Annotated in this window: 20 protein-coding genes; 18 read left to right on the top strand and 2 right to left on the bottom strand. The window is 40.4% G+C overall.

Annotated features, from left to right (window positions below; all coding sequences use genetic code 11):
* Nucleotides 1-20 precede the first annotated feature (20 nt).
* Entirely contained in the window at nucleotides 21-2,666 is a 2,646-nt protein-coding gene (gene glnD / locus F1325_RS14825; protein WP_109373113.1) for a bifunctional uridylyltransferase/uridylyl-removing protein GlnD, read from the bottom strand.
* 156 nt (nucleotides 2,667-2,822) lie between these two features.
* Nucleotides 2,823-3,620 (bottom strand): type I methionyl aminopeptidase, encoded by a 798-nt coding sequence (map, locus tag F1325_RS14820; protein WP_109373114.1) that lies wholly within the window; start codon nucleotides 3,618-3,620, stop codon nucleotides 2,823-2,825.
* Between the two features lie 597 nt (nucleotides 3,621-4,217).
* Here map and rpsB point away from each other — a divergent pair.
* The 18 genes from rpsB to F1325_RS14730 all read left to right on the top strand — a co-directional run bounded on the left by rpsB (nucleotide 4,218) and on the right by F1325_RS14730 (nucleotide 24,730).
* Nucleotides 4,218-4,943 (top strand): 30S ribosomal protein S2, encoded by a 726-nt coding sequence (rpsB, locus tag F1325_RS14815; protein WP_023582712.1) that lies wholly within the window; start codon nucleotides 4,218-4,220, stop codon nucleotides 4,941-4,943.
* A 135-nt stretch (nucleotides 4,944-5,078) separates the two neighbouring features.
* Nucleotides 5,079-5,930, top strand: a complete 852-nt coding sequence (gene tsf / locus F1325_RS14810) for a translation elongation factor Ts (protein ID WP_109373115.1) — start codon at nucleotides 5,079-5,081, stop codon at nucleotides 5,928-5,930.
* A 136-nt stretch (nucleotides 5,931-6,066) separates the two neighbouring features.
* Entirely contained in the window at nucleotides 6,067-6,795 is a 729-nt protein-coding gene (gene pyrH / locus F1325_RS14805; protein ID WP_023582710.1) for a UMP kinase, read from the top strand.
* 112 nt (nucleotides 6,796-6,907) lie between these two features.
* Complete coding sequence (frr, locus tag F1325_RS14800; RefSeq protein ID WP_109373116.1) at nucleotides 6,908-7,465, top strand: ribosome recycling factor; 558 nt, start codon at nucleotides 6,908-6,910, stop codon at nucleotides 7,463-7,465.
* 192 nt (nucleotides 7,466-7,657) lie between these two features.
* Entirely contained in the window at nucleotides 7,658-8,851 is a 1,194-nt protein-coding gene (gene ispC, locus F1325_RS14795; protein ID WP_100158755.1) for a 1-deoxy-D-xylulose-5-phosphate reductoisomerase, read from the top strand.
* 283 nt (nucleotides 8,852-9,134) lie between these two features.
* Nucleotides 9,135-9,836 (top strand): polyprenyl diphosphate synthase, encoded by a 702-nt coding sequence (gene uppS, locus F1325_RS14790; RefSeq protein WP_232797595.1) that lies wholly within the window; start codon nucleotides 9,135-9,137, stop codon nucleotides 9,834-9,836.
* A gap of 1 nt (nucleotide 9,837) precedes the next feature.
* Nucleotides 9,838-10,701, top strand: a complete 864-nt coding sequence (gene cdsA / locus F1325_RS14785) for a phosphatidate cytidylyltransferase (RefSeq protein WP_109373118.1) — start codon at nucleotides 9,838-9,840, stop codon at nucleotides 10,699-10,701.
* Nucleotides 10,702-10,710: 9 nt separating this feature from the next.
* Complete coding sequence (rseP, locus tag F1325_RS14780) at nucleotides 10,711-12,063, top strand: sigma E protease regulator RseP (protein WP_109373119.1); 1,353 nt, start codon at nucleotides 10,711-10,713, stop codon at nucleotides 12,061-12,063.
* 39 nt (nucleotides 12,064-12,102) lie between these two features.
* A complete protein-coding gene (gene bamA / locus F1325_RS14775) occupies nucleotides 12,103-14,496 on the top strand; it encodes an outer membrane protein assembly factor BamA (protein WP_109373120.1) in 2,394 nt (797 codons plus the stop codon).
* Between the two features lie 92 nt (nucleotides 14,497-14,588).
* Nucleotides 14,589-15,086, top strand: a complete 498-nt coding sequence (locus tag F1325_RS14770) for an OmpH family outer membrane protein (protein ID WP_036934019.1) — start codon at nucleotides 14,589-14,591, stop codon at nucleotides 15,084-15,086.
* A 3-nt stretch (nucleotides 15,087-15,089) separates the two neighbouring features.
* Entirely contained in the window at nucleotides 15,090-16,118 is a 1,029-nt protein-coding gene (gene lpxD, locus F1325_RS14765) for a UDP-3-O-(3-hydroxymyristoyl)glucosamine N-acyltransferase (RefSeq protein ID WP_109373121.1), read from the top strand.
* A gap of 123 nt (nucleotides 16,119-16,241) precedes the next feature.
* On the top strand, nucleotides 16,242-16,694 hold the full coding sequence (gene fabZ, locus F1325_RS14760) for a 3-hydroxyacyl-ACP dehydratase FabZ (RefSeq protein ID WP_006535887.1): 453 nt from the start codon (nucleotides 16,242-16,244) through the stop codon (nucleotides 16,692-16,694).
* Between the two features lie 3 nt (nucleotides 16,695-16,697).
* On the top strand, nucleotides 16,698-17,501 hold the full coding sequence (gene lpxA, locus F1325_RS14755; protein ID WP_088494703.1) for an acyl-ACP--UDP-N-acetylglucosamine O-acyltransferase: 804 nt from the start codon (nucleotides 16,698-16,700) through the stop codon (nucleotides 17,499-17,501).
* 7 nt (nucleotides 17,502-17,508) lie between these two features.
* Nucleotides 17,509-18,681: a lipid-A-disaccharide synthase gene (gene lpxB / locus F1325_RS14750; RefSeq protein WP_109373122.1), complete on the top strand. Its 1,173-nt coding sequence runs from the start codon at nucleotides 17,509-17,511 to the stop codon at nucleotides 18,679-18,681.
* Nucleotides 18,681-19,271 (top strand): ribonuclease HII, encoded by a 591-nt coding sequence (rnhB, locus tag F1325_RS14745; protein WP_006535883.1) that lies wholly within the window; start codon nucleotides 18,681-18,683, stop codon nucleotides 19,269-19,271. Before lpxB ends, rnhB begins: the two co-directional genes overlap by 1 nt.
* 21 nt (nucleotides 19,272-19,292) lie before the next feature.
* Nucleotides 19,293-22,775, top strand: coding sequence for a DNA polymerase III subunit alpha (dnaE, locus tag F1325_RS14740; protein ID WP_160230641.1), 3,483 nt, complete (start codon nucleotides 19,293-19,295; stop codon nucleotides 22,773-22,775).
* 12 nt (nucleotides 22,776-22,787) lie between these two features.
* Nucleotides 22,788-23,747, top strand: a complete 960-nt coding sequence (gene accA / locus F1325_RS14735; RefSeq protein ID WP_109373124.1) for an acetyl-CoA carboxylase carboxyl transferase subunit alpha — start codon at nucleotides 22,788-22,790, stop codon at nucleotides 23,745-23,747.
* A gap of 239 nt (nucleotides 23,748-23,986) precedes the next feature.
* Complete coding sequence (locus F1325_RS14730) at nucleotides 23,987-24,730, top strand: SDR family NAD(P)-dependent oxidoreductase (RefSeq protein WP_109373125.1); 744 nt, start codon at nucleotides 23,987-23,989, stop codon at nucleotides 24,728-24,730.
* The last annotated feature ends 23 nt before the right edge of the window (nucleotides 24,731-24,753 follow it).

Raw genomic sequence — 24,753 nt, 5'->3', positions numbered from 1 at the left:
ATATGTATTGTCGTGGGTTCCTATATTTTATCCTTTGAAACTAGGGCTTTTGTCAACCTTTCTACGACTTCATCCTTCATTTTTTGGTTTAATGCCTTATTTTCGCTATCGGTTAATACGAAGAAATCCTCAACACGTTCGCCTATTGTGGTTATTCTGGCACCATGTAATGAAAGTGAAAGATCAGCAAACACTTTACCAATAATTGCTAATAATCCCGGACGATCTCGTGCAAATAGTTCCATATAAGTGCGCTTGTTATGATTCGAAGCGATAAAGTTAATTTTTGTCGGAACGTCAAAATGGCGTAATTTGGCGGGTAATGAGCGTGCTTTTGCATTGGCGTTATAAGGGGCAGATACAACTTGGATCAGAGCGTTGCGGATTGCATTATATCTATCAATTGCTAGAGGTTTACCATTAGGCTCTAACACAATAAAAGTATCCATAGCCATATTATCGCGGTTAGTAAAAATTTGAGCATTATGGATACTTAAATTACGTCTATCTAATTCACCTGCAACAGATGCAAAAAGGGAAGGCCTATCAGCACACCAAATAAAGATTTCAGTACCACCATGTTCAGTTTGTTGGCTGATTAGTACCATAGGTTCAGCGCTATTATGCTCAATTAATGCAAGTGCATGCCATGCAATTTGTTCTGGTGTATGCCGTAAAAAATAGTCGGCATGGCAACGTCCCCAAATTGCCTGCAATTTATCTTCATCAACCTGTTCCATTCGTAAAATAGTTAGTGCTTGCAAACGATGATGGCGAATACGTTCACGTAAATCGGGAATAGAGTGCATACCTTGGCGTAGCTGATTTTCTGTTGATAAAAAAAGTTCACGTAATAGGCTCTGTTTCCAGCTATTCCATAGGCTGCTATTGGTTGCGCAGATATCCGCAACCGTTAAGCACAAAAGATAACGTAATCGGCTTTCATTTTTTACTTCTGATGCAAACTGAAAAATAATGTCAGGATCTTGAATATCACGTCGCTGCGCTGTAACAGACATAAGTAAGTGATGACTAACAAGCCATTCAACTAATGCCGATTCTCTTTGATTTAAACCATGCTGCTGAGCAAAATGAGCAACATCTTGGGCTCCTAATACGGAGTGATCACCATGGCGACCTTTGGCAATATCATGAAAAAGTGCAGCTAAACGTAATAATTCAAGTTGAGGAAGTTTGGGATAAATATCAACACAAAGCGGATGTTGTTCGTGGTTTTCATAAGAATCAAAACTTTCAAGTTTTTGTAAAACACGAATTGTATGTTCATCAACGGTATAGGCATGGAATAAATCAAACTGCATCTGACCCACAATATTATTCCATTGAGGGAAATAAGCCGCTAATACACTGTGTTTATGCATGGGAACGAAAGCACCAGAAACTGCACGAGGATGGCGCAAGATCTGCATAAAAACTTGACGTGCGAGTGGGTACTCACATAACGGCTGAACTAGGTGCCGACGAGCGTAACGTAAATGGCGGAGTGTTGTTGAATAAATTCCGGTGATCTCTTTATGCTCAGCCATACGTAAAAAGAGGCGCATAATAGCGATAGGATCATCAAGGAAGCAACTGTCATCAACGACATCAATTAATGAGCCTCTTAGTTGAAATTCATTATCTAAAGGTCGCGGTTTTACATTAGGTTGCAGAGCAAGAATGGCTTCATCAAATAATTGAAGTAACATATCATTTAACTCACTGACACGACGAGTTACGCGATAATAATCCTTCATCATTTTTTCAACGGGCTGATTGCCTTCACCTTCATAATTTAAAAGTTGAGCAACATTGAGTTGTCTATCAAACAATAGACGATTGTCATAGCGAGAAAGCACAAGATGGAGAGCAAAGCGAATTTTCCATAGCGTGTATTGGCACTCTAATAGCTCTTGTCCTTCCGCTGGCGTTAAAAAACCAAAATTCACCATTTCAGATACTGAGGCAGCACCAAAATGGCGATGTGCTACCCAAATTAGAGTGTGGATATCGCGTAGTCCACCAGGGCTACTTTTGATATCAGGCTCTAGATTATAACTAGTGCTATGGTATCGTTGATGTCTCTGTTTTTGTTCTTCAACTTTTGCAGCAAAAAAATCAGGTGATGGCCAAAATCCTTGGCTAAAAATATGGTTAATTAATTGCTGATAAAGTGAATTATTCCCACAAATAAGACGTGCTTCTAGTAAGTTTGTTGCAACCGTTAAGTCTGAAAGACCTTCTAAAAGACATTCTTCCATTGTTCTAACACTGGCACCAATTTCAAGGCGTACATCCCACAGTAATGTAATGAGTTTGCTGACTTTATCTTCTGCTTCTGGTGATAAAGGTGTTTCACTTAAAAAGAGAAGGTCAATATCAGAAAGTGGATGTAATTCTTGTCTGCCATAACCACCGACCGCAATGATACTAAGGTCTGGATAATCGGATAATTGTGTATAGCGCCATAATTGTGTTAATAGTTGATCAATGAAATGGCTACGGGCTTGAAGTAATAAAGCGACATCAACATCATGGTGAAAAGCCTCTGTTAACCAAGACTGAAATTGTTCGATTGATTGCTTAAGCTCAGCACAATTTAGGGTATTTTCTGTCAGCAAAAAAGGGGAAGGGGGCGGTGTTTGAAATGCGTTTTTATGAGTCATTGTTCGTCTTCTTTCTCAATGTTTGCTTATGACATTAAGACTAATGTTAAAACGATAACCTGACTAGTAATTCTGCTGTTTCATAGCAAATAAAATAAAAAAAGCGACACATCTCGAAAAAATATGTCGCTTTTACATTTTTAGCTAAAAAGAAGCTTATTCGTTGACTAATACCGCAGAAATAAACGGTTCTTCTTCTTTGCGTAATGTCATGATTTCACAGCCATTATCGGTAACGACTAACGTATGTTCGTATTGTGCTGACCAACCTCTGTCTTTAGTTTTAACAGTCCAGCCATCTTTCATTGTACGAATACGGTAATCACCTGTGTTTACCATTGGCTCAATGGTGAATGCCATGCCTTTTTGTAGCACAACACCGCTATCATCTGCATCGTAGTGTAGAACTTGAGGTTCTTCATGGAATCCTTCACCAATACCATGACCACAATATTCGCGAACAACAGAATAGTCATGACTTTCAACAAATTTTTGAATTGCTTTGCCAAGTTCACGTAAGCGAATGCCTGGTTTAACCATTTTAATGGCAAGGTAGAGGCTTTCTTGGGTGATACGACATAAACGTTCACCTTGTATTGTTGGTTTACCTACGATAAACATTTTTGAAGTATCGCCATGAAAACCATCTTTAATGACAGTGACATCAATATTAACGATATCACCATCTTTAAGGATTTTCTCTTCGCTAGGAATACCGTGGCAAATAACATCGTTAACCGAAATACAGACTGATTTAGGGAAACCATGATAGTTAAGACAAGCAGGAATAGCCTGTTGTGCGTTAACAATATGTTCATGGCAAATACGGTCTAATTCAGCGGTGTTTACGCCAGGTTTTACGAACGGTGCGATAATTTCAAGAACTTCTGCCGCAAGACGACCTGCGACGCGCATTTTTTGAATATCTTCTTCTGTCTTGATTACAATAGCCATTTGAGTTCTTCGTCTAGATTAAAAGCCACAATACGAATTAGATAACACACTTTGTTGTATTCATATTTTGTATTGCAGGTTAAATGAATGATGATGAGAAATAATTCTGATTACCATTTATAATATCAGCAGAAAGTAGGCGTGCCAATAAAGAGGATATGTGCAATCTGTCTGATATCGAGAATAATGACGAACATTACGCCTTCTTAATCTGATTGTCTTTACATATTGCGCTTTTCTATTTTGTGTTTTTCTAGCAAATTGATATTAGAGCAATATTTCTCATCATTGCGTTAGTCTCGCTTTTTTCTTTGTTCAAATGATGTGTTTTTATGTCAAATAAGCCCGTGGTAAACGCAAGTAATAGTGGTTTCTTGAGGTTATTTATGGTATAAAGCGCGCCGGAGTTCTGTTATTGCATCACACTGTGAGTAATAGCCGTAAATCTGAAACATTCAATTGTGTTAATTACACACACAAATCGGCACATAACGCCGGGGTGCTCTTATGTAAAGGCCAAACCTTTACAGCTGATGAGTCGGTCGTATGGGATTTGTGGACGAAATAACCCCAAATTTAAATTTATAGAGGTCTAAAATGGCAACTGTTTCAATGCGCGATATGCTGCAAGCTGGTGTTCACTTCGGTCACCAAACTCGTTACTGGAATCCAAAAATGAAACCATTCATCTTTGGTGCGCGTAACAAAGTTCATATCATTAACTTGGAAAAAACTGTTCCAATGTTCAATGAAGCTCTGGTTGAACTGAACAAAATTGCTTCTCGTAAAGGCAAAATCCTGTTTGTTGGTACTAAGCGCTCTGCCGTTGAAGCTGTTAAAGAAGCAGCAGAAAGCTGTGACCAGTTTTATGTAAACCACCGCTGGTTAGGCGGTATGCTGACTAACTGGAAAACTGTTCGTCAGTCAATCAAACGCCTGAAAGATTTAGAATCACAATCTCAGGACGGTACTTTTGACAAACTGACCAAGAAAGAAGCGTTAATGCGTTCTCGTGAACTTGGTAAGTTAGAAAACAGCCTGGGTGGTATCAAAGACATGGGCGGTTTACCTGACGCTCTGTTTGTTATCGATGCTGAACACGAACACATTGCTATCAAAGAAGCAAACAACCTGGGTATTCCAGTATTTGCTATCGTTGATACTAACTCTGATCCAGATGGTATCGACTTCATTATCCCTGGTAATGACGATGCAATCCGTGCGGTTAAATTATATCTGACCGCTGCAGCTACAGCTGTTCGTGAAGGTCGTTCTCAAGATCTGGCTGTTCAGGCTGAAGAAGGCTTAGTCGAAGCTGAATAATAAGGCATGCTCGTAAGAGCCCTTATTTAACCAGGTATTGCTATATATTGGTTAGGGGGCCTCAATAGGCCCCCTTTACACATCTGCTATGAGAACATCTATGGCTAGTCCATAGAAAAGTCGAGGAAGAAACAAATGTCTGGAATTACCGCTGCATTGGTAAAAGAACTGCGTGAACGTACTGGCGCAGGCATGATGGAATGTAAAAAAGCGCTAGTTGAAGCTAATGGTGATATCGAATTAGCAATCGACAACATGCGTAAATCAGGTCAAGCTAAAGCTGCTAAAAAAGCAGGCCGTGTTGCTGCTGAAGGTATCATCCTTGCAGAAGTTGCTGCTGATGGTAAATTCGGTGCGCTGGTTGAGCTGAACTGTGAAACAGACTTCGTTGCTAAAGATGCTGGTTTCATCGCTTTCGGTAAAGAAGTTATGGCTGCTGTATTAGCAGACAAAACTGATGATATCGATGCTCTGAAAGCTAAATTCGAAGAAGCACGTACTGCATTAGTTGCTAAAATCGGTGAAAATATCAACATTCGTCGTGTTGCTGTATTAGAAGCTGACGAATTAGGTACTTACCTACACGGTGCTCGCATCGGTGTTTTAGTTTCAGCTAAAGGCGCTAACGAAGAACTGATCAAACACATTGCTATGCACGTTGCTGCAAGCAAACCAGAATATGTTCGTCCTGAAGATGTTCCTGCTGATGTTGTTGAACATGAGCACCAAATTCAGATGGATATTGCAATGCAATCAGGTAAACCACGCGAAATCGCAGAAAAAATGGTTATCGGTCGCATGAACAAATTCACCGGTGAGATTTCTCTGACTGGTCAGCATTTCGTAATGGATCCAAGCAAAACTGTTGGTGAACTGCTGAAAGAAAACAATGCTGATGTTATCAACTTCGTTCGTTTCGAAGTTGGTGAAGGTATTGAGAAAGTTGAAGCTGATTTCGCAGCTGAAGTTGCTGCAATGAGCAAATAATAACGCTTAGCGTTAACAGAACCGCCTAATGGCGGTTCTGTTTTGTTGTAATCTCCACTGGCTGTTTGCTTTTTTTTGTTAAAAAGAGAAGCTATCTAAAACCTCCAATTAACTAATCTGCTTAGGACAGAACACCATGGCTACCAATGCAAAACCTGTATATCAGCGAATTTTATTAAAGCTGAGTGGCGAAGCCCTGCAAGGCGCCGAAGGTTTCGGTATCGATGCGAGCGTACTTGATCGCATGGCTCAGGAAATCAAAGAACTCGTTGAATTAGGTATACAAGTCGGTGTCGTAATTGGCGGTGGTAACTTGTTCCGTGGCGCGGGTCTTGCTGCGGCAGGTATGAACCGTGTTGTGGGTGACCACATGGGAATGCTCGCGACAGTAATGAATGGTTTAGCAATGCGTGATTCATTGCACCGTGCTTATGTAAACGCACGCCTTATGTCTGCATTTCCACTGAATGGTGTCTGCGATAACTACAGTTGGGCAGAAGCAATTAGCTTATTACGCCACGGTCGAGTCGTTATTTTCTCGGCTGGTACAGGTAACCCATTCTTTACTACCGATTCAGCTGCGTGTTTACGCGGTATTGAAATTGAAGCTGACGTTGTATTAAAAGCAACGAAAGTGGACGGCGTTTATTCTGCCGATCCAACCAAAGATCCTGATGCAGTACTTTATGAAACACTGACTTATCAGGATGTATTAGAACGTGAATTGAAAGTCATGGATCTTGCTGCATTCACATTAGCCCGAGATCATAATTTACCTATCCGCGTATTCAATATGAATAAACCGGGTGCATTACGTCGGGTTGTAATGGGTGAAAGTGAAGGAACTTTGATTTCTCACGCTTAATACACAGAGACAACGGTATAATTTGGCGTTAACATCTAGAGTACGCCAATTTATTTATGTCGATATGATTTCATATCGACTGGAAGATAACCAGTTCCCAAGGGTTTATAACGTGATTAATGAAATCAAAAAAGATGCTCAAGAACGCATGGATAAAAGCGTTGAAGCACTAAAAAGCCAGATTAATAAAGTTCGTACTGGTCGTGCGTCTCCTAGCCTTTTAGATGGCATTGTAGTTGAATACTACGGAGCACCAACGCCATTAAACCAAGTTGCTAACGTTGTCGCAGAAGATGGCCGTACACTGGCAATCACTGTATTCGACCGTACTTTAGCACCAGCTGTTGAAAAAGCGATTATGGCATCAGATTTAGGTTTAAATCCTTCATCTGCTGGCACCATTATCCGTGTTCCACTGCCTCCGTTAACTGAAGAACGTCGTAAAGACTTAATCAAAGTTGTTCGTGGTGATGCAGAACAAGGTCGCGTTTCTGTTCGTAATATCCGTCGTGATGCTAACGATAAAATAAAAGCATTACTGAAAGATAAAGAAATCAGCGAAGATGATGAACGCCGTTCACAAGATGACATTCAGAAGTTAACTGACATGTTCATTAAAAAAATTGATGATGCATTAGCGCTGAAAGAAGCAGAGTTAATGGAATTCTAATTTTTATATCTTTTTTCGATAATGCCGCTCTTTAGCGGCATTATTTTTAATTATTTATTTGAAAATTCGTGCTTAATACCTTCTTTTGTCACATTATTTATTAAAGTTTTCATCTTTAATCCTCATTTACCTTGCCATACTGATATAATTCTCTTTAATTAAAACGTTGTAGACATACTGATTGATTAATAAATGAAACAAATAACTATATTAGGCTCAACAGGATCTATCGGAACTAGCACTCTTTCCGTAATTGAAAATAATCCTGATGAGTATCAGGTCCTTGCTCTAGCCGCAGGTAAAAATGCAGACAAGATGGCACAGCAGTGCCTTGCTTTCCAGCCTAAATACGCTGTGATGTCTGATGAAAAAAGTGCAAATCAACTTAAACAGTTACTCGCTAATACATCTTGTAAAACAGAAATTCTATCTGGCTCTCATGCGATCAATGAAATTGCAGCTCTTGATGAAGCTGATCAGGTCATGTCTGCTATAACTGGTGTTGCAGGATTAAAACCGACACTTGCAGCCATTGAAAAAGGCAAAAGAATTCTGTTAGCGAATAAAGAATCACTGATAACGAGTGGGCGTCTTTTCTTTGATGCGGTTGCTAAATATGGTGCGACAATTTTACCCATTGATAGCGAACATAATGCAATTTATCAAAGCTTACCTAAAGCAATTCAAGAAAACCTAGGTCATGCATCTTTAGCGAATGAAGGTGTGACAAGCATTTTGTTAACAGGCTCTGGTGGGCCATTTCGCTATACGCCATTAGAAGAGCTGGATGCAATGACGCCAGATCAAGCGTGTGCGCATCCAAATTGGTCTATGGGGCGTAAAATTTCGGTTGATTCTGCAACGATGATGAATAAAGGGCTTGAGTATATTGAAGCTCGTTACTTCTTTAATGCTTCTGAAGAAGAAATGGAAGTTATTATTCATCCACAATCTGTCATTCATTCAATGGTTCGCTATCGAGATGGCAGTATTATTGCTCAAATTGGTGAGCCCGATATGAGAACACCAATTGCGTACTCAATGGCTTATCCTCATCGTACTCAATCTGGTGCAAAAGCATTAGATTTCTTTGAGATTCAATCTCTAGAGTTTATTCGCCCAGATTATCAACGTTACCCTTGTTTAGCACTTGCTATTGAAGCGTCAAAACGTGGGCAAGCGGCAACAACAGTGTTAAATGCGGCTAATGAAGTGGTTGTTGATGCATTTTTACACGAAAAAGTGAAATTTACTGATATTGCTAAAATTAATCGCAAAGTTGTTGAACATTTTGACTTATCAGAGCCTCAAAGTATTAATGATGTCCTAGAAATTGATAAATTAGCAAGATTAGAAACTCATCAGATAATCACCCAATTTGTATAATGGTGATTATATTTAATATAGGGTGTTTGTTCGTCTTTCTGGCTAATGGTATAGTTGCCGAATCACTAAAGACAATAATGAAAATTAACAGTTCATTACTAAGGCTATTGCTTTAGCAACTTTGAGGCTTTGCCAAGGGCCGTGGGTGACACGGTTTTTTTTTGTGCATAGGTTATCCGAAGAGGACTGTCTGTATCAGTATCAGATTAGCAAAGGGTTAAATTGAGTGAACTTATCCAGTGATGATTCATCCGCATCAAAACCAAAGCATGTTGCTATCATTATGGATGGCAATGGACGCTGGGCAAAAAAGCAAGGGAAGCTCCGAGTAACGGGGCATCGCGCGGGAATTAAAGCAGTTCGGGATGCAGTTAGCTTTTCCGTAAAACACAAAATTGAATCACTAACGTTATATGCATTTAGTAGCGAAAACTGGAATAGACCAGAGCAGGAAGTGAGTTCTCTCATGGAGTTATTCGTTTTCGCTTTAGATAACGAAGTGAAGAGCCTGCATAAACATAATGTTAAATTAACTGTTATTGGTGATATTAGCCGTTTTAGCCGTCGTTTACAGGACCGAATTAAAAGTTCTGAGGCACTCACTGCGAATAATACAGGGCTTAATTTAAATATTGCCGCTAATTATGGCGGTCGGTGGGATATTACTCAAAGCGTAAAACAATTAGCGACATCCCTCGCAAAAGGGGAAATTAGTCTCGAAGATATTAATGAAAATGCAATATCTTCACATCTTTGCTTGCATAATCAGCCTGAAGTCGATCTTGTTATTCGTACAGGTGGTGAGCATCGCATAAGTAATTTTCTTATTTGGCAGATTGCTTATGCTGAGCTTTATTTTACACAGGTTTTATGGCCTGATTTTGATGAACAAGTTTTTCAGAATGCATTAGATGCTTTTGCTAAACGGGAAAGACGTTTCGGTGGTACTACATCAGAAACAGATACTATAAATCTGGGAGGATAACTTGCTTAAGTATCGTGTCATCACCGCATTAATTTTAATCCCTATTGTTATTGCTGCACTATTTCTACTTCCTCCAGCAGGTTTTGGATTAGTGATTATCGCAATATCAGGCTTAGCGGGTTGGGAATGGGCACAATTTATTGGCTGGCATTCTCAAGGCAAACGTATTGCAACAGGGATCGGTTTTGCTGCATTGTTACTCGTTATGCAATTTTCTTTACCTAATTTTGACCACCTACTAGATACTCCAATGATAAAAAATGGTTTGTGGGCGGGTTTAATTTGGTGGGTAGCAGCAATTTTATTAGTTGTAAGTTATCCTAATTCAGCCAATATGTGGAAAAATTCAGTTTTTATTAAGCTATTGTTCGGTATATTGACGATTGTTCCCTTTTATTGTGGCATGATGGCGCTGCGTATGTTGGGTTATAACACTGACACTTATACAGGCGCATGGTGGTTACTGTATGTCATGTTATTAGTTTGGGCTGCTGACTCTGGTGCTTATGCTTTCGGTCGTTTAATGGGAAAACATAAAATGGCGCCTAAAGTATCCCCAGGTAAAACCCTCGAAGGCTTAGTTGGTGGGTTGATTACGGCAGGTGTTGCATCGTGGTTATTTACTTATTTTGCACCTGTGACTGAAGTACCCAATAACTTGTTATTAATATCTGGCGTTGTCGTCATAGTATCGGTATTTGGTGATCTAGCAGAAAGCATGTTTAAACGTGTTTCAGGCATTAAAGACAGTAGCCAATTGATACCGGGACATGGTGGTGTGCTTGATAGAATTGATAGTTTGACTGCGGCTATCCCAGTCTTTGCAGGATTGGTCTTTCTGATTTCTTCTGGCTTTAAACTATAAAGGTAAGTAATGGGTATCCTGTGGAATCTTGCCGCATTTATTATCGTTTTAGGTATTTTAATTACGGTACATGAGTTTGGGCATTTTTGGGTAGCTAGGCGCTGTGGTATTTATGTCGAGCGTTTTTCTATTGGTTTTGGAAAAGCAATTTGGCGCAAAATAGATAAACATGGCACTGAATTTGTTATCGCATGGATACCTTTGGGTGGCTATGTAAAAATGTTAGATGAAAGAGTCGCTGAGGTTGCACCTGAGCGCCGTCATCTTGCATTTAATAATAAAACAGTTGGTCAGCGTGCTGCGGTTGTTGCCGCAGGACCTATTGCCAACTTTTTGTTAGCGATAGTCGCCTATTGGATAGTTTTTATGATAGGTGTTCCTGCATTAAAACCTATAATTGCAGACATTCGTCCTAATTCTATCGCAGAACAAGCAAAATTAACGCCTGGAATGGAACTAAAATCCGTTGCAGGTATCGAAACGCCTGATCAGAATGCAGTTCGTTTAGCGTTAGTTAGTCAAATTGGTGCCAAAGAGGTTTCATTCGTTGTTTCAGATCTAAATTCTCTTTCTGAGAGTGAGAATATACTGAATTTACAACAATGGAATTTTGATCCTGAAAAACAAGATCCTATCTTGTCCCTAGGGATAATGCCTGTTGGCGCAAGGTTAGACTCAAAGATTATTGAAGTTACGGAAGGCTCCGCTGCTGAAAAAGCGGGTTTACAGGCAGGGGATCGTATCGTTAAAGTTGACGGTCAGCCAATTGATACATGGCATCCATTTACTTATTTTGTTCGACAAAGTCCAAATAAAGTCTTGGAGCTTCTTGTTGAACGTAACGGCTCGTCGTTGATGTTGAATATTACACCGACAGCTGTTGCACTGAAAGATGGTACTGAAGTAGGGCAAGTTGGTGCGCAATTGCAAATATTACCTCCTGATGAGCAATATTTGATAATGCAGCAATACAACCCATTTTCAGCGCTCTATGAAGCATCTGATAAAACATGGCAGTTGATGGGTTTAACTGTCAAAATGATTGGCAAGTTAGTGGTTGGTGACGTCAAATTAACTAACCTTAGTGGACCTGTTTCTATCGCGAAAGGCGCAGGAATGTCTGCTGATTCTGGTTTTGTTTATTATTTGATGTTTATGGCGCTTATCAGTGTCAATTTGGGGATCATTAACTTGTTTCCCCTGCCTGTCCTAGATGGCGGGCACCTGCTTTTCCTGGTTATCGAGAAGATAAAGGGAGGGCCGGTATCTGAGCGTGTACAAGATTTCTGTTATCGTATTGGTATTATGGCACTGATGCTTTTAATGGGACTTGCACTTTTCAATGATTTCTCTCGCTTATAATTGGTAAGCAGGGACCGGTTAGGAAAACACAAAACAACGATGGCGATGAAAAAGTTGCTTATAGCGTCGCTGCTGCTGGGCAGCGCCACTGCATACGGTTCAGACGGATTCGTAGTTCAGGACATTCAATTTGAAGGTCTTCAACGCGTCGCCGTTGGTGCAGCATTACTGAACATGCCTGTCCGGGTTGGAGACTCGGTCGGTAATGATGATATCAGCCGAACTATCCGTTCATTATTTGCGACAGGAAACTTTGATGATGTTCGTGTCCTGCGTGACGGAAATACTCTGATTGTTCAAGTAAAAGAGCGTCCAACTATTGCCAGCATTACTTTCTCTGGTAACAAAGCAATCAAGGAAGAGATGCTAAAACAGAATCTTGATGCTTCTAACATTCGTATCGGTGAAACACTTGACCGTACAATGCTAGCGAATATCGAGAAAGGGCTTGAAGATTTCTATTATAGTGTTGGTAAATATAATGCAACTGTAAAAGTGGTTGTTACACCTCTTCCTCGTAATCGTGTTGACTTAAAACTCGTGTTTGCAGAGGGTGTTTCAGCAACTATTCAGCAAATCAACATTGTTGGTAATAAAGCATTTTCTACGGCTGAGCTCGTTAACCGTTTCCAATTACGTGATGATGTTCCTTGGTGGAACTTAGCGGCTGATGAAAAATATCAGAAGCAAAAACTGGCTGGTGACTTAGAAACATTAAGAAGCTTCTATCTTGATCGTGGTTATGCACGTTTTGATATTGAATCGACGAATGTCAGTTTAACGCCAGACAAAAAAGGAATTTACATTACCATTAACCTGAAAGAAGGTGATAAATACACAGTAGAAAATACTGAAGTCAATGGTAATACGGCGGGCTACACTAAACAAATTGAAGAGCTTATCGAAATTGCACCCGGCTCTCTTTATAATGGCGCGCAAGTCACTAAAACAGAAAATGATATAAAAAATCTGTTAGGTCGTTATGGATATGCTTATCCTCGCGTTATGACAAACCCTGAAATTAATGATGAAAATAAAACCGTCAAACTGCATGTAAACGTAGATGCAGGAAACCGTTTCTATGTTCGTCAAGTCCGTTTCGCTGGTAATGACATCACTAAAGACTCTGTTTTACGTCGTGAAATGCGTCAAATGGAAGGTGCATGGTTAGGTAGCGATTTAGTTGAACAAGGTAAAGAGCGTTTAAATCGTTTAGGTTATTTCGAAACGGTTGAAACAGAAACTCAGCGTATTCCAGGTTCTCCTGATCAGGTTGATATCGTTTATCGTGTCAAAGAGCGTAACACAGGCTCTCTTAACTTTGGTGTCGGTTTCGGTACTGAAAGTGGCGTGAGCTTCCAAGTAGGTGTTACTCAAGATAACTGGTTAGGTACAGGTAACGCAGTTGCTATTAACGCGAGTAAAAATGATTACTCAACTTACGCAGAATTATCTGTGACTGACCCATACTTTACCGTTAATGGTGTGAGTTTAGGCGGTCGAGTTTTCTATAATGACTTCCGCGCTAATGATGCTGATTTATCTGGTTATACCAATAAATCTTATGGTGTAGATGGTACATTAGGCTTCCCAATTAATGAATATAACTCAGCACGTCTTGGCTTAGGCTATACTCATAATGGTCTGTCACGTATGGAACCGCAGGTTGCAATGTGGCGTTACCTAGAAAGTATGGGTGAAAATCCAGGCTTTGATAAACGTGAATCGTTTAATGCTGATGACTATACTGTCAGTATGGGTTGGACATTTAATAACTTAAACAAAGGTTTCTTCCCAACATCAGGTGCGAGAAGTAACTTAAGTGGACGTGTGACTGTACCGGGCTCTGACAACAAGTACTATAAAGTCACTTGGGACGGTATGTACTATTACCCAATTAATGAGAAAGAGTCTTGGGTAACCTTACTTAAAGGTCGTTTAGGCTACGGTGATGGTTTAGGTGGTAAAGAATTACCATTCTATGAAAACTTCTATGCAGGTGGTTCGGGTACAGTTCGTGGTTTCCGTTCAAATAATATCGGTCCTAAAGCGGTTTATCTTGATGCAAATGGTAAGCCAAAACCAGGTGAGCCATCTAGCGATGCTATCGGTGGTAACGCAATGGCTGTGGCAAGTTTTGAGCTGATCACTCCAACGCCATTTGTAGATGATAAATACTCATCTTCAGTTAGAACCTCTCTGTTTGTTGATGCAGGTACGGTGTGGGATACTAAGTGGAGTAGCACTAACTCAGCTTGGACAGCAGGTATGCCTGATTATAGCCGTGCAAGTGATATACGTGTTTCAACCGGTGTTGCGTTACAATGGTTATCTCCTTTAGGTCCGTTAGTATTCTCTTATGCTAAGCCAATAAAAGATTACGAAGGCGATAAATCAGAGCAATTCCAGTTTAATATTGGTAGAACGTGGTAGCGATGTAAGTAAAGTTGATGCCTGATTCACAATGCTGAAAAAGGCATCCGATTTCTGACAAAAAATTATTTTTGGTTTTAAGGAGTTTAATCGTGAAAAAATTGTTATGTGCCGCTGCCCTAGGAATGGCATTGACCATGTCAGCAGGTGTTCAAGCCGCAGATAAAGTAGGTGTTGTGAACATCGGTCAAGTTCTCCAACAAATTCCTAACCGTGATGCGGTAGAGAAACAATTGGAAAATGAATTCAAATCACGTGACACTGAATTGCAGAACTTAGGTAAAGCATTACAGACAGCTGTTGAGAAATATCAAAAAGACGCGCCAACTATGAATGCAACACAACGTGCAAATACAGAGAAAGATCTGGTTGCTAAACGTGAAGCATATGCACAAAAAGCACAAGCTTTTGAGCAAGACTTTAGCCGTCGTCAAGCTGAAGAACGTAACAAAATCATGAAACGTGTATTAGACGCTGTTGATGCAGTAGCGAAGAAAGAAGGCTATGATGTGATCCTTGATGCTAACACTGTACCTTATTTCGCAGATGGTAAAGATATTACTGCTCAGGTTCAAAAACAGGTTAAATAATAGATGTTTTCAATTCGATTAGCTGATCTTGCTCAGCAGTTGAATGCACAGTTACACGGCGATGGTGATATCACTATCGCCGGTCTTGCTTCAATGAGCCTAGCAAATAGCGAACAAATTACATTTCTTTCCGATAGTCGCTATCGTGAAAAATTAAGTGAATGTCAGGCTGCTGCTGTTGTATTAACAGAAGCTGATCTTCCGTTTTGTCCCGTTGCCGCACTTGTGGTGAAAAACCCGTATCTTGCCTATGCTCAAATGGCACAGATAATGGATACAACACCGCAGCCAGCACAGGATATCCATCCAAGTGCTGTTATTTCTCCTGACGCTAAGTTAGGAAAAAATGTATCAGTGGGTGCAAATGCCGTTATCGAATCTGATGTTATCCTTGGTGATAATGTTGTGATTGGTGCCGGTTGTTTTGTGGGTAAAAAAGCACATATTGGCGATAATAGCCGTTTATGGGCAAATGTATCTATTTATCATGAAGTTATCATTGGTAAAGATTGTTTGGTTCAGTCAGGTACAGTGATTGGTTCAGATGGTTTTGGTTATGCTAATGAACGTGGTAATTGGATCAAAATTCCACAATTAGGTTCAGTAGTGATTGGTGATCGCGTTGAAATCGGTGCATGTACTACAATCGACCGAGGCGCATTAGATAACACAGTTATCGGTAATGGTGTTATCATTGATAACCAGTGCCAAATCGCACATAACGTTATTATTGGTGATAATACCGCAGTTGCTGGTGGTGTCATCATGGCGGGCAGCCTGAAAATAGGCCGCTATTGTATGATTGGTGGAGCAAGTGTTATCAATGGTCACATGGAAATCTGTGATAAAGTCACGGTAACAGGTATGGGAATGGTAATGCGTCCTATCACTGAGCCGGGTGTTTATTCTTCAGGAATTCCGCTGCAATCGAATAAAGCATGGCGTAAAACCGCAGCTCTTGTGTTGCGAATTGATGAAATGCAAAAAAGGCTCAAGTCGCTTGAACGTCAAGTAGAAAGTAGCGACAAGTAACAATATACGTCATTGACGAATGTTACCCATTTTGCGACCTGCGGGTTAACTCACTTTTTGAGTCACAGCAGGTCGTGTCATTATTAATTAGACTCAGTTTTATTAGACAGGAAGAGTATTGCAATGAGTGAGAATCATACTCTGCAAATCGAAGAAATTTTAGATTTACTTCCACACCGTTACCCATTCTTATTGGTTGATCGTGTCCTTGATTTTGAAGAAAAGAAATTTCTAAGAGCAGTAAAAAATGTATCTTTTAATGAGCCTTTCTTTCAAGGTCACTTTCCAGGAAAACCAATTTTTCCGGGCGTACTGATCCTCGAAGCCATGGCACAGGCAACGGGTATTTTAGCATTCAAAAGTGTAGGAAAGCTGGAACCTGGTGAACTCTACTATTTTGCTGCTATTGACGGTGCTCGCTTTAAACGTCCTGTCTTACCTGGGGATCAAATGATCCTAGAGGTAGAATTCATTAAAGAACGTCGTGGTGTTGCTCGCTTTAAAGGCGTCGCTAAAGTTGATGGGGAAATTGCTTGCGAAGCTGAAATGATGTGTGCTCGCCGCCGTGAGGTCTAGCCTATGATAGATAAATCCGCAGTAATTCACCCTTCCTCAATTATTGAAGAGGGTGCGGTAATCGGTGCTAATGTTCGCATTGGCCCTTTTTGTGTCATTGGTGCTAACGTTGAGATTGGTGAAGGTACTGACATCAAATCTCACGTTGTTATCAATGGGCATACACGCATTGGCCGAGATAATCAGATTTATCAATTCACTTCTATCGGTGAAGTTAATCAGGATCTGAAATATCGTGGTGAACCAACGCAAGTCATTATTGGTGATCGAAACCTTATTCGTGAAAGTGTGACTATCCACCGTGGAACAACCCAAGGTGGCAATATCACAAAAATTGGTAACGATAATCTACTGATGATTAATACCCACGTCGCACATGATTGTATCATTGGCGATCGTTGTATTATTGCAAATAACGGCACACTGGGTGGTCACGTCACTTTAGGTGATTTTGTGATTATCGGTGGTATGAGCGCCGTTCATCAGTTTTGCCAAATTGGCTCTCATGTGATGGTCGGTGGATGTTCAGGCGTGGCACAAGATGTTCCTCCTTTTGTTATTGCACAAGGAAACCACGCGACTCCTTATGGGCTGAATATTGAAGGGTTAAAGCGCAGAGGTTTTGCTAAAGAAGATCTTCATGCAATTCGTAATGCTTACAAAGTACTTTATCGTAATGGTAAAACACTGGAAGAAGCGCGTGAAGAAATTGGACAATTGGTTGCTGATAATAATAATCCGCATGTCAAACTGTTCAGTGATTTTCTGGAGAACTCAGCAAAATCTAACCGCGGTATCATTCGCTAATTAGGATATGACCTTGTCAGGCCAATTATCTACTACTCAGTGTCCGTTAGTTATCGGCTTAGTTGCTGGTGAAACGTCCGGTGATATCTTGGGCGCGGGATTAATCCGCGCTCTAAAACAAATGCATCCCAATGTTCGCTTTGTCGGCGTTGCTGGGCCTCTTATGCAAGCTGAAGGTTGTGAGGCTTGGTATGAGATGGAAGAGCTTGCCGTCATGGGGATCGTTGAAGTTCTCGAACGATTACCTCGCTTATTAAAGATCAGAAAAGATCTCACTCAACGATTCTCAGAATTAAAACCAGATGTTTTCGTGGGGATTGACGCACCTGATTTTAATATCACTCTTGAAGGTCGTTTAAAGCAAAAAGGGATCAAAACTATTCACTATGTCAGTCCATCTGTGTGGGCTTGGCGTCAAAAACGTGTTTTCAAAATTGGTAAAGCGACAGATCTCGTCTTAGCTTTTCTGCCTTTTGAAAAAGCGTTTTATGATAAGTATCAGGTTCCTTGTCGTTTTATTGGTCATACAATGGCTGATGCCATAGCCTTAAATCCAGATAAAAAGGCTGCTCGTGAACATCTAGGGATATCTGAAGAAATCCCTTGTTTAGCACTGCTTCCCGGTAGTCGTCATGCTGAAGTTGAAATGCTAAGTGCTGATTTTATAAAAACAGCACAGTTACTAAAACAGCAAATCCCTGCTCTTCATATTGTTGTGCCATTAGTTAATGCTAAGCGACGAGCCCAATTTGAACAGATACATCAAAATGTGGCACCAGAACTTGAAATACAACTTCTTGATGGGCAAGCAAGAGAAGCAATGACAGCGAGCGATGCGACATTGTTAGCATCAGGCACAGCTGCATTAGAATGCATGTTAACGAAATGCCCGATGGTTGTTGGCTATCGCATGAAACCATTTACTTTCTGGTTAGCAAAAAGGTTAGTTAAAACGCCTTATGTCTCGTTACCTAATTTGTTAGCTGGCCGAGAAATTATCAAAGAATTATTGCAAGAAGAGTGCGAACCCTCAGCGTTAGCACAACAACTTTTACCTCTTTTAACCGATGAAGAAAAAGTACGTCAATTAAAAGAGATATTTTTACAGCTACATAGTGATATTCGTTGTAATGCGGATGAGCAAGCAGCAAATGCAGTATTAGAATTGGTAGAGAAATAATGGAATTTGTATATCCAAAAGCAAATCTTATTGCTGGAGTTGATGAGGTTGGTCGAGGCCCATTAGTCGGTGCAGTAGTTACCGCTGCTGTTATTCTTGATCCAGCAAATCCAATTGAAGGATTAACAGACTCCAAAAAGCTAACAGAAAAAAAGCGTAATGCTCTTTATGACGAAATAAAAGAAAAAGCATTATGCTGGGCGATAGGTCGTGCAGAGCCAGAAGAAATTGATGAATTAAATATTCTTTGGGCAACCATGAAAGCAATGGAACGTGCTGTTGCGGGATTATCAATAACACCTGATATGGTCTTAATTGATGGTAACCGTTGTCCTAAATTACCAATGGCCTCTCAAGCGGTTATAAAAGGTGATAGTTTAGTTCAAGAAATTAGTGCAGCTTCTATTCTTGCTAAAGTGACTCGTGATAGAGAAATGGAAGAGTTAGATAAGCTTTACCCTGATTATGGTTTTGCTAAACATAAAGGGTATCCAACTGTTTTCCATATGGAAAAACTAGCCTTATTAGGGGCAACACCCTATCATCGAAAAAGTTTTGCGCCTGTAAAACGTGCTTTAAATTTAAAGTAATCCACAGAGTAATTAAACACTATGGCAGATCCTCGTTTTATCCATCTTAGGGTACACAGCGATTATTCAATGATCGATGGATTGGCAAAAACAGGGCCTCTTGTGAAGAAAGTGGCTTCGCTGGGAATGCCTGCTTTTGCGATTACTGATTTCACTAACTTATGTGGGTTAGTGAAATTTTATGGTGCTGCACATGGTGCTGGCATTAAACCTATCATTGGTGCTGATGTTTACCTTGAAACAGAATTATTAGGTGATGAATATGCTCATCTTACTATTCTTGCCCGTAATAATGTAGGCTACCAAAACCTCACTTTATTGATTTCAGAAGCTTACAAACACGGTTATGGTGCTGTTGGACCGACGATTAAACAAGAATGGTTAACAACCTACAAAGAAGGGCTCTTGTTGCTTTCTGGCGGTAGAATGGGGGATGTGGGTAAGTTCCTACTTCGCGGAAATCGCGCTTTAGTTGATCAGTGCCTTGAATATTATCAAACTCATTTTCCCGATAGTTATTATCTAGAGCTTATTCGTACAGGTCGTACTGATGAGGAAACTTATCTTCATGAAGCAGTAGCACTGGCTTCTGAAAAAGGTCTGCCCGTCGTTGCAACCAATGATGTCTGTTTTCTCGACAGTGATGATTTTGACGCACATGAAATTCGTGTCGCAATTCATGATGGTTTTACGTTATCTGATCCCAAACGTCCTAAGAATTATAGTCCTCAGCAATATATGCGCACAGAAGAAGAAATGTGTGAATTATTTGCTGATATACCTGAAGCATTAGAAAACAGTGTCGAAATCGCTAAACGCTGTAATGTCACGATCCGCTTAGGGGAATACTTTCTTCCACAATTCCCAACTGGGGATATGAGCACAGAAGATTTCCTCGTCAAAAAATCGAAAGAAGGTTTAGAAGAACGCTTAGCCTTTTTATTTCCCGATCCTGAAGAGCGACAAAAAAGACGCCCTGAATATGATGAGCGTCTTGATATTGAGCTGCAAGTGATTAACCAAATGGGATTCCCAGGTTACTTCCTGATCGTGATGGAATTTATTCAGTGGTCTAAAGATAACGGTGTTCCTGTAGGACCAGGGCGTGGTTCTGGTGCTGGTTCATTAGTCGCTTACTCACTCAAAATCACTGACCTTGATCCTCTTGAATTCGACTTACTTTTCGAACGTTTTCTTAACCCAGAACGTGTATCGATGCCAGACTTTGACGTCGATTTCTGTATGGAAAAACGGGATAGAGTTATCGACCACGTTGCTGAAATGTATGGTCGAGATGCGGTATCTCAGATCATTACATTTGGTACGATGGCGGCTAAAGCCGTTATTCGCGATGTTGGTCGTGTTTTAGGACACCCTTACGGTTTTGTTGATAGAATTTCAAAACTCGTTCCTCCTGATCCAGGTATGACGCTGGAAAAAGCGTTTGCAGCCGAGCCTCAATTACCAGAAATTTATGAAGCCGACGAAGAGGTTAAATCTCTTATTGATATGGCTCGTAAATTAGAAGGTGTGACGCGTAATGCGGGTAAACACGCGGGTGGTGTCGTTATTTCACCAACGAAAATCACCGATTTTGCGCCACTTTATTGTGATGCTGAGGGAAATAACCCCGTTACACAATTTGATAAGAGCGACGTTGAATACGCGGGTCTTGTTAAATTCGACTTCTTAGGTTTAAGAACACTAACCATCATTAACTGGGCATTAGAGATGATTAATGCCCGACGAGCTAAAAAGTCTCTCGAACCTGTTGATATTTCGGCGATCCCATTAACGGATCAGCGCAGTTTTGACATGTTGCAGCGTTCAGAAACGACCGCGGTATTCCAGTTAGAATCTCGTGGTATGAAAGATCTCATCAAACGCCTACGTCCTGACTGTTTTGAAGATATGATTGCACTTGTTGCCCTATTTCGTCCGGGGCCATTGCAATCAGGCATGGTAGATAACTTTATTGACCGTAAACACGGTGTTGAAGAGATCTCATATCCTGATGTTAAGTGGCAACATGAAAGCTTACAGCCCGTTCTAGAACCAACCTATGGTGTTATCCTATACCAAGAACAAGTTATGCAAATTGCACAGGTGCTTGCGGGATATACACTAGGTGGCGCGGATATGTTACGACGCGCAATGGGTAAGAAAAAACCTGAAGAAATGGCAAAGCAACGCTCTGTTTTTGAAGAGGGTGCTATTAAAAACGGTGTCGATGGTGAGCTTGCTATGAGGATCTTTGACTTGGTGGAGAAATTCGCCGGTTATGGATTTAACAAATCACACTCAGCAGCGTATGCATTAGTTTCTTATCAAACATTGTGGCTAAAAGCCCACTATCCAGCTGAATTTATGGCTGCTGTAATGACGGCAGATATGGATAACACTGAAAAAGTGGTGGGATTAGTTGATGAATGTTGGAGAATGGGCTTAAAGGTTCTTCCTCCTGATATTAATAGCGGTCTTTATCATTTCCACGTAAATGATGAAGGCGAAATCGTTTATGGTATTGGTGCCATTAAAGGTGTGGGTGAAGGGCCAATTGAAGCGATTGTAGAGGCGCGTCAGCAAGGCGGTCACTTTAAAGATATTTTTGATCTCTGTGCTAGAACAGAAACCAAAAAATTGAATCGCCGAGTGATGGAAAAACTGATAATGTCAGGCGCATTCGATAAGCTGGGACCTCATCGTGCTGCTTTAATGTCTTCATTAGAAGATGCATTAAAAGCCGCAGACCAACATGCCAAGGCTGAAGCAATAGGCCAATCGGATATGTTTGGTGTGTTAGCTGAAGCTCCTGAACAAGTTGAGCGTTCTTATGCCAATATACCTAAATGGCCAGATCAAGTCGTTTTAGAAGGTGAGCGAGAGACGTTAGGTTTATATTTAACAGGTCATCCGATCACACGTTATTTAAAAGAAATTGAACGATATGCGGCAGGAACGCGTCTAAAAGATTTAGTACCAACACCTCGTGGTCAAATGGTGAAGGTAGCAGGCTTAGTACTTGCTTCTAAAGTATTTACAACGAAACGTGGAAATCGGATCGGCGTTTGTACCTTAGATGATCGTTCAGGTCGCTTAGAAATTATGTTATTTTCTGATGCATTGGATAAATACCAACATTTATTAGAACAAGACAAGATTTTAATTGCTACTGGGCAGGTCAGCTTTGATGATTTCAATGGTGGGCTTAAAATGACAGTCCGCGAACTTATGGATATCAACGAAGCCCGTGAAAAATATGCACGAGGACTTGCTATCTCATTATCGGACAGGCAAATTAATGAGCAATTATTAAATCGTCTTCGCGGCGTTTTAGAACCTCATCGTTCAGGCACGATACCGGTTCACCTTTATTTTGAAAAGCATGATGCCTGTGCACGTTTACGATTTGGTGCGACTTGGCGTGTAACGCCAACAGATATGCTTTTAACGGATCTGCGAACTCTGCTGGGTAATGAGCAGGTAGAATTAGAATTTGACTAAAATAGGAATGTTATGAGTCTTAATTTTCTGGATTTTGAACAGCCAATTGCCGAGTTAGAAGCGAAAATTGATTCGCTAACCGCAGTTAGCCAACATGATGAAAAAATTGATATTAATATCGATGAAGAAGTTTCACGCTTAAGAGAAAAAAGCCTAGAGCTAACGCGTAAGATTTTTTCTGATCTTGGTGCATGGCAAGTAGCACAACTTGCACGTCATCCATTAAGACCTTACACACTGGATTATATTCATCGTATCTTTACTGACTTCCAAGAATTAGCAGGCGACCGTGCTTATGCTGATGATAAAGCCATTGTTGGTGGTATCGCTCGTTTAGATGGTCGTCCAGTGATGGTTATTGGGCACCAAAAAGGGCGTGAAACGAAAGAGAAAATCCGCCGTAACTTTGGTATGCCAGCGCCAGAAGGCTATCGCAAAGCGCTTCGTTTAATGGAAATGGCGCAACGTTTTAATCTTCCTATTATCACCTTTATTGATACTCCTGGTGCTTATCCAGGTGTTGGTGCTGAAGAGCGTGGTCAATCAGAAGCGATTGCACGTAACTTACGTGAAATGTCACGCTTTGGCGTGCCAATCATCTGTACTGTTATTGGCGAAGGTGGTTCTGGTGGTGCACTAGCCATTGGTGTTGGTGATAAAGTGAATATGCTGCAATACAGCACCTATTCTGTTATTTCACCAGAAGGTTGTGCATCTATCCTTTGGAAAAGCGCTGATAAAGCACCATTAGCCGCAGAAGCGATGGGTATCACTGCAAATCGTTTAAAAGAGCTTAAGCTGATTGATACAGTTATTCCTGAGCCTTTAGGTGGCGCACATCGTCACTATGATGAAATTGCAGCGTCTTTAAAAGCACAAATCAAAGCTGATTTAGACGAGTTAGATGCATTTGAATCAGAAGAGCTAACAAACCGTCGCTACCAACGTTTAATGGAATACGGTTACTGCTGATAGCACCATGTTATTCAAAAAGTAAAAGAAAACCTCATGTTGATAACATGAGGTTTTTTTGTCTCTAAAAACTATCCTCATTGAGATAATAAAATGAGGTTATATTTACTATAATACATTATATATCAATATGTTAAGTTGATCTCAAAAACAATATTAATTCACTTTTTTACTAAAAGAATAATCAACCCTATCTATTATTTTATAGGGTCATTTACTTCTTTTGTGAGGAAAAAGCGATGATATCGTTTAATGGTAAGGTTGGGATAATTACAGGTGGTAATAGCGGGATTGGATTAGCTTCTGCGGAAAAGTTTTTATCCTTAGGCGCATCTGTTGTTATCATTGGCAGTAATTTAACTCGAGGACAAAAAGCAGAAAAATACCTAAAAGAAAAAGGGCTTTCGGGTGAATTTATACAAATGGACGTGAAAAGTGAAAAAGAGAACGAACAACTTATTGATTATGTAGTAAATAAATATGGGCGACTGGATTTCATTTTTGCTAATGCTGGTGTTTTAACTGATAACATTGCAGATAAATTAGAATATGAAAAATGGAAAGGGGTATTAGACGTTAATCTTAATGGGCTCTTTCTGATTAATCGTGCAGCTATTCAATATTGGCTGAAAAACAAACTATCAGGTGCAATTGTTAATTGTAGTTCGATTTGCTCCTTTGTTGGTCAACACGAGTTTCCTGCCTATTGTGCATCAAAAGGTGGTGTTAAATTACTGACACAAACACTTGCTATTGATTATGCAAGCAAAGGTATTCGTATTAATGCGGTTTGTCCAGGGTATATTGATACACCTTTATTAGATGGGCGTGAACTAGATAAGCAAAAGTTGGCGACATTGCACCCGATTGGTCGTCTTGGTACGCCAGAAGAAGTGGCTAATGTTGTAGCATTTTTGGCTAGTGACGCAGCTTCGTTTGTCACTGGAGCCTCTTATTTGGTCGATGGTGGTTTTACAGCATAAATAGCTTTTGTTCAAAGGCAGAA

This window comes from Proteus columbae, from assembly GCF_009914335.1.
In the GTDB taxonomy this organism is placed as follows: Bacteria; Pseudomonadota; Gammaproteobacteria; order Enterobacterales; family Enterobacteriaceae; genus Proteus.
This window is presented reverse-complemented; position numbering and strand designations above follow the sequence as displayed.

Bases quoted from the DNA above. Each gene is read 5' to 3' on its own strand.
- glnD (WP_109373113.1), bottom strand. From the start codon at position 2,666: ATGACTCATAAAAACGCATTTCAAACACCGCCCCCTTCCCCTTTTTTG.
- map (WP_109373114.1), bottom strand. From the start codon at position 3,620: ATGGCTATTGTAATCAAGACAGAAGAAGATATTCAAAAAATGCGCGTC.
- rpsB (WP_023582712.1), top strand. From the start codon at position 4,218: ATGGCAACTGTTTCAATGCGCGATATGCTGCAAGCTGGTGTTCACTTC.
- tsf (WP_109373115.1), top strand. From the start codon at position 5,079: ATGTCTGGAATTACCGCTGCATTGGTAAAAGAACTGCGTGAACGTACT.
- pyrH (WP_023582710.1), top strand. From the start codon at position 6,067: ATGGCTACCAATGCAAAACCTGTATATCAGCGAATTTTATTAAAGCTG.
- ispC (WP_100158755.1), top strand. From the start codon at position 7,658: ATGAAACAAATAACTATATTAGGCTCAACAGGATCTATCGGAACTAGC.
- uppS (WP_232797595.1), top strand. From the start codon at position 9,135: ATGGATGGCAATGGACGCTGGGCAAAAAAGCAAGGGAAGCTCCGAGTA.
- rseP (WP_109373119.1), top strand. From the start codon at position 10,711: ATGGGTATCCTGTGGAATCTTGCCGCATTTATTATCGTTTTAGGTATT.
- bamA (WP_109373120.1), top strand. From the start codon at position 12,103: ATGGCGATGAAAAAGTTGCTTATAGCGTCGCTGCTGCTGGGCAGCGCC.
- lpxD (WP_109373121.1), top strand. From the start codon at position 15,090: ATGTTTTCAATTCGATTAGCTGATCTTGCTCAGCAGTTGAATGCACAG.
- fabZ (WP_006535887.1), top strand. From the start codon at position 16,242: ATGAGTGAGAATCATACTCTGCAAATCGAAGAAATTTTAGATTTACTT.
- lpxA (WP_088494703.1), top strand. From the start codon at position 16,698: ATGATAGATAAATCCGCAGTAATTCACCCTTCCTCAATTATTGAAGAG.
- lpxB (WP_109373122.1), top strand. From the start codon at position 17,509: ATGACCTTGTCAGGCCAATTATCTACTACTCAGTGTCCGTTAGTTATC.
- rnhB (WP_006535883.1), top strand. From the start codon at position 18,681: ATGGAATTTGTATATCCAAAAGCAAATCTTATTGCTGGAGTTGATGAG.
- dnaE (WP_160230641.1), top strand. From the start codon at position 19,293: ATGGCAGATCCTCGTTTTATCCATCTTAGGGTACACAGCGATTATTCA.
- accA (WP_109373124.1), top strand. From the start codon at position 22,788: ATGAGTCTTAATTTTCTGGATTTTGAACAGCCAATTGCCGAGTTAGAA.
- F1325_RS14730 (WP_109373125.1), top strand. From the start codon at position 23,987: ATGATATCGTTTAATGGTAAGGTTGGGATAATTACAGGTGGTAATAGC.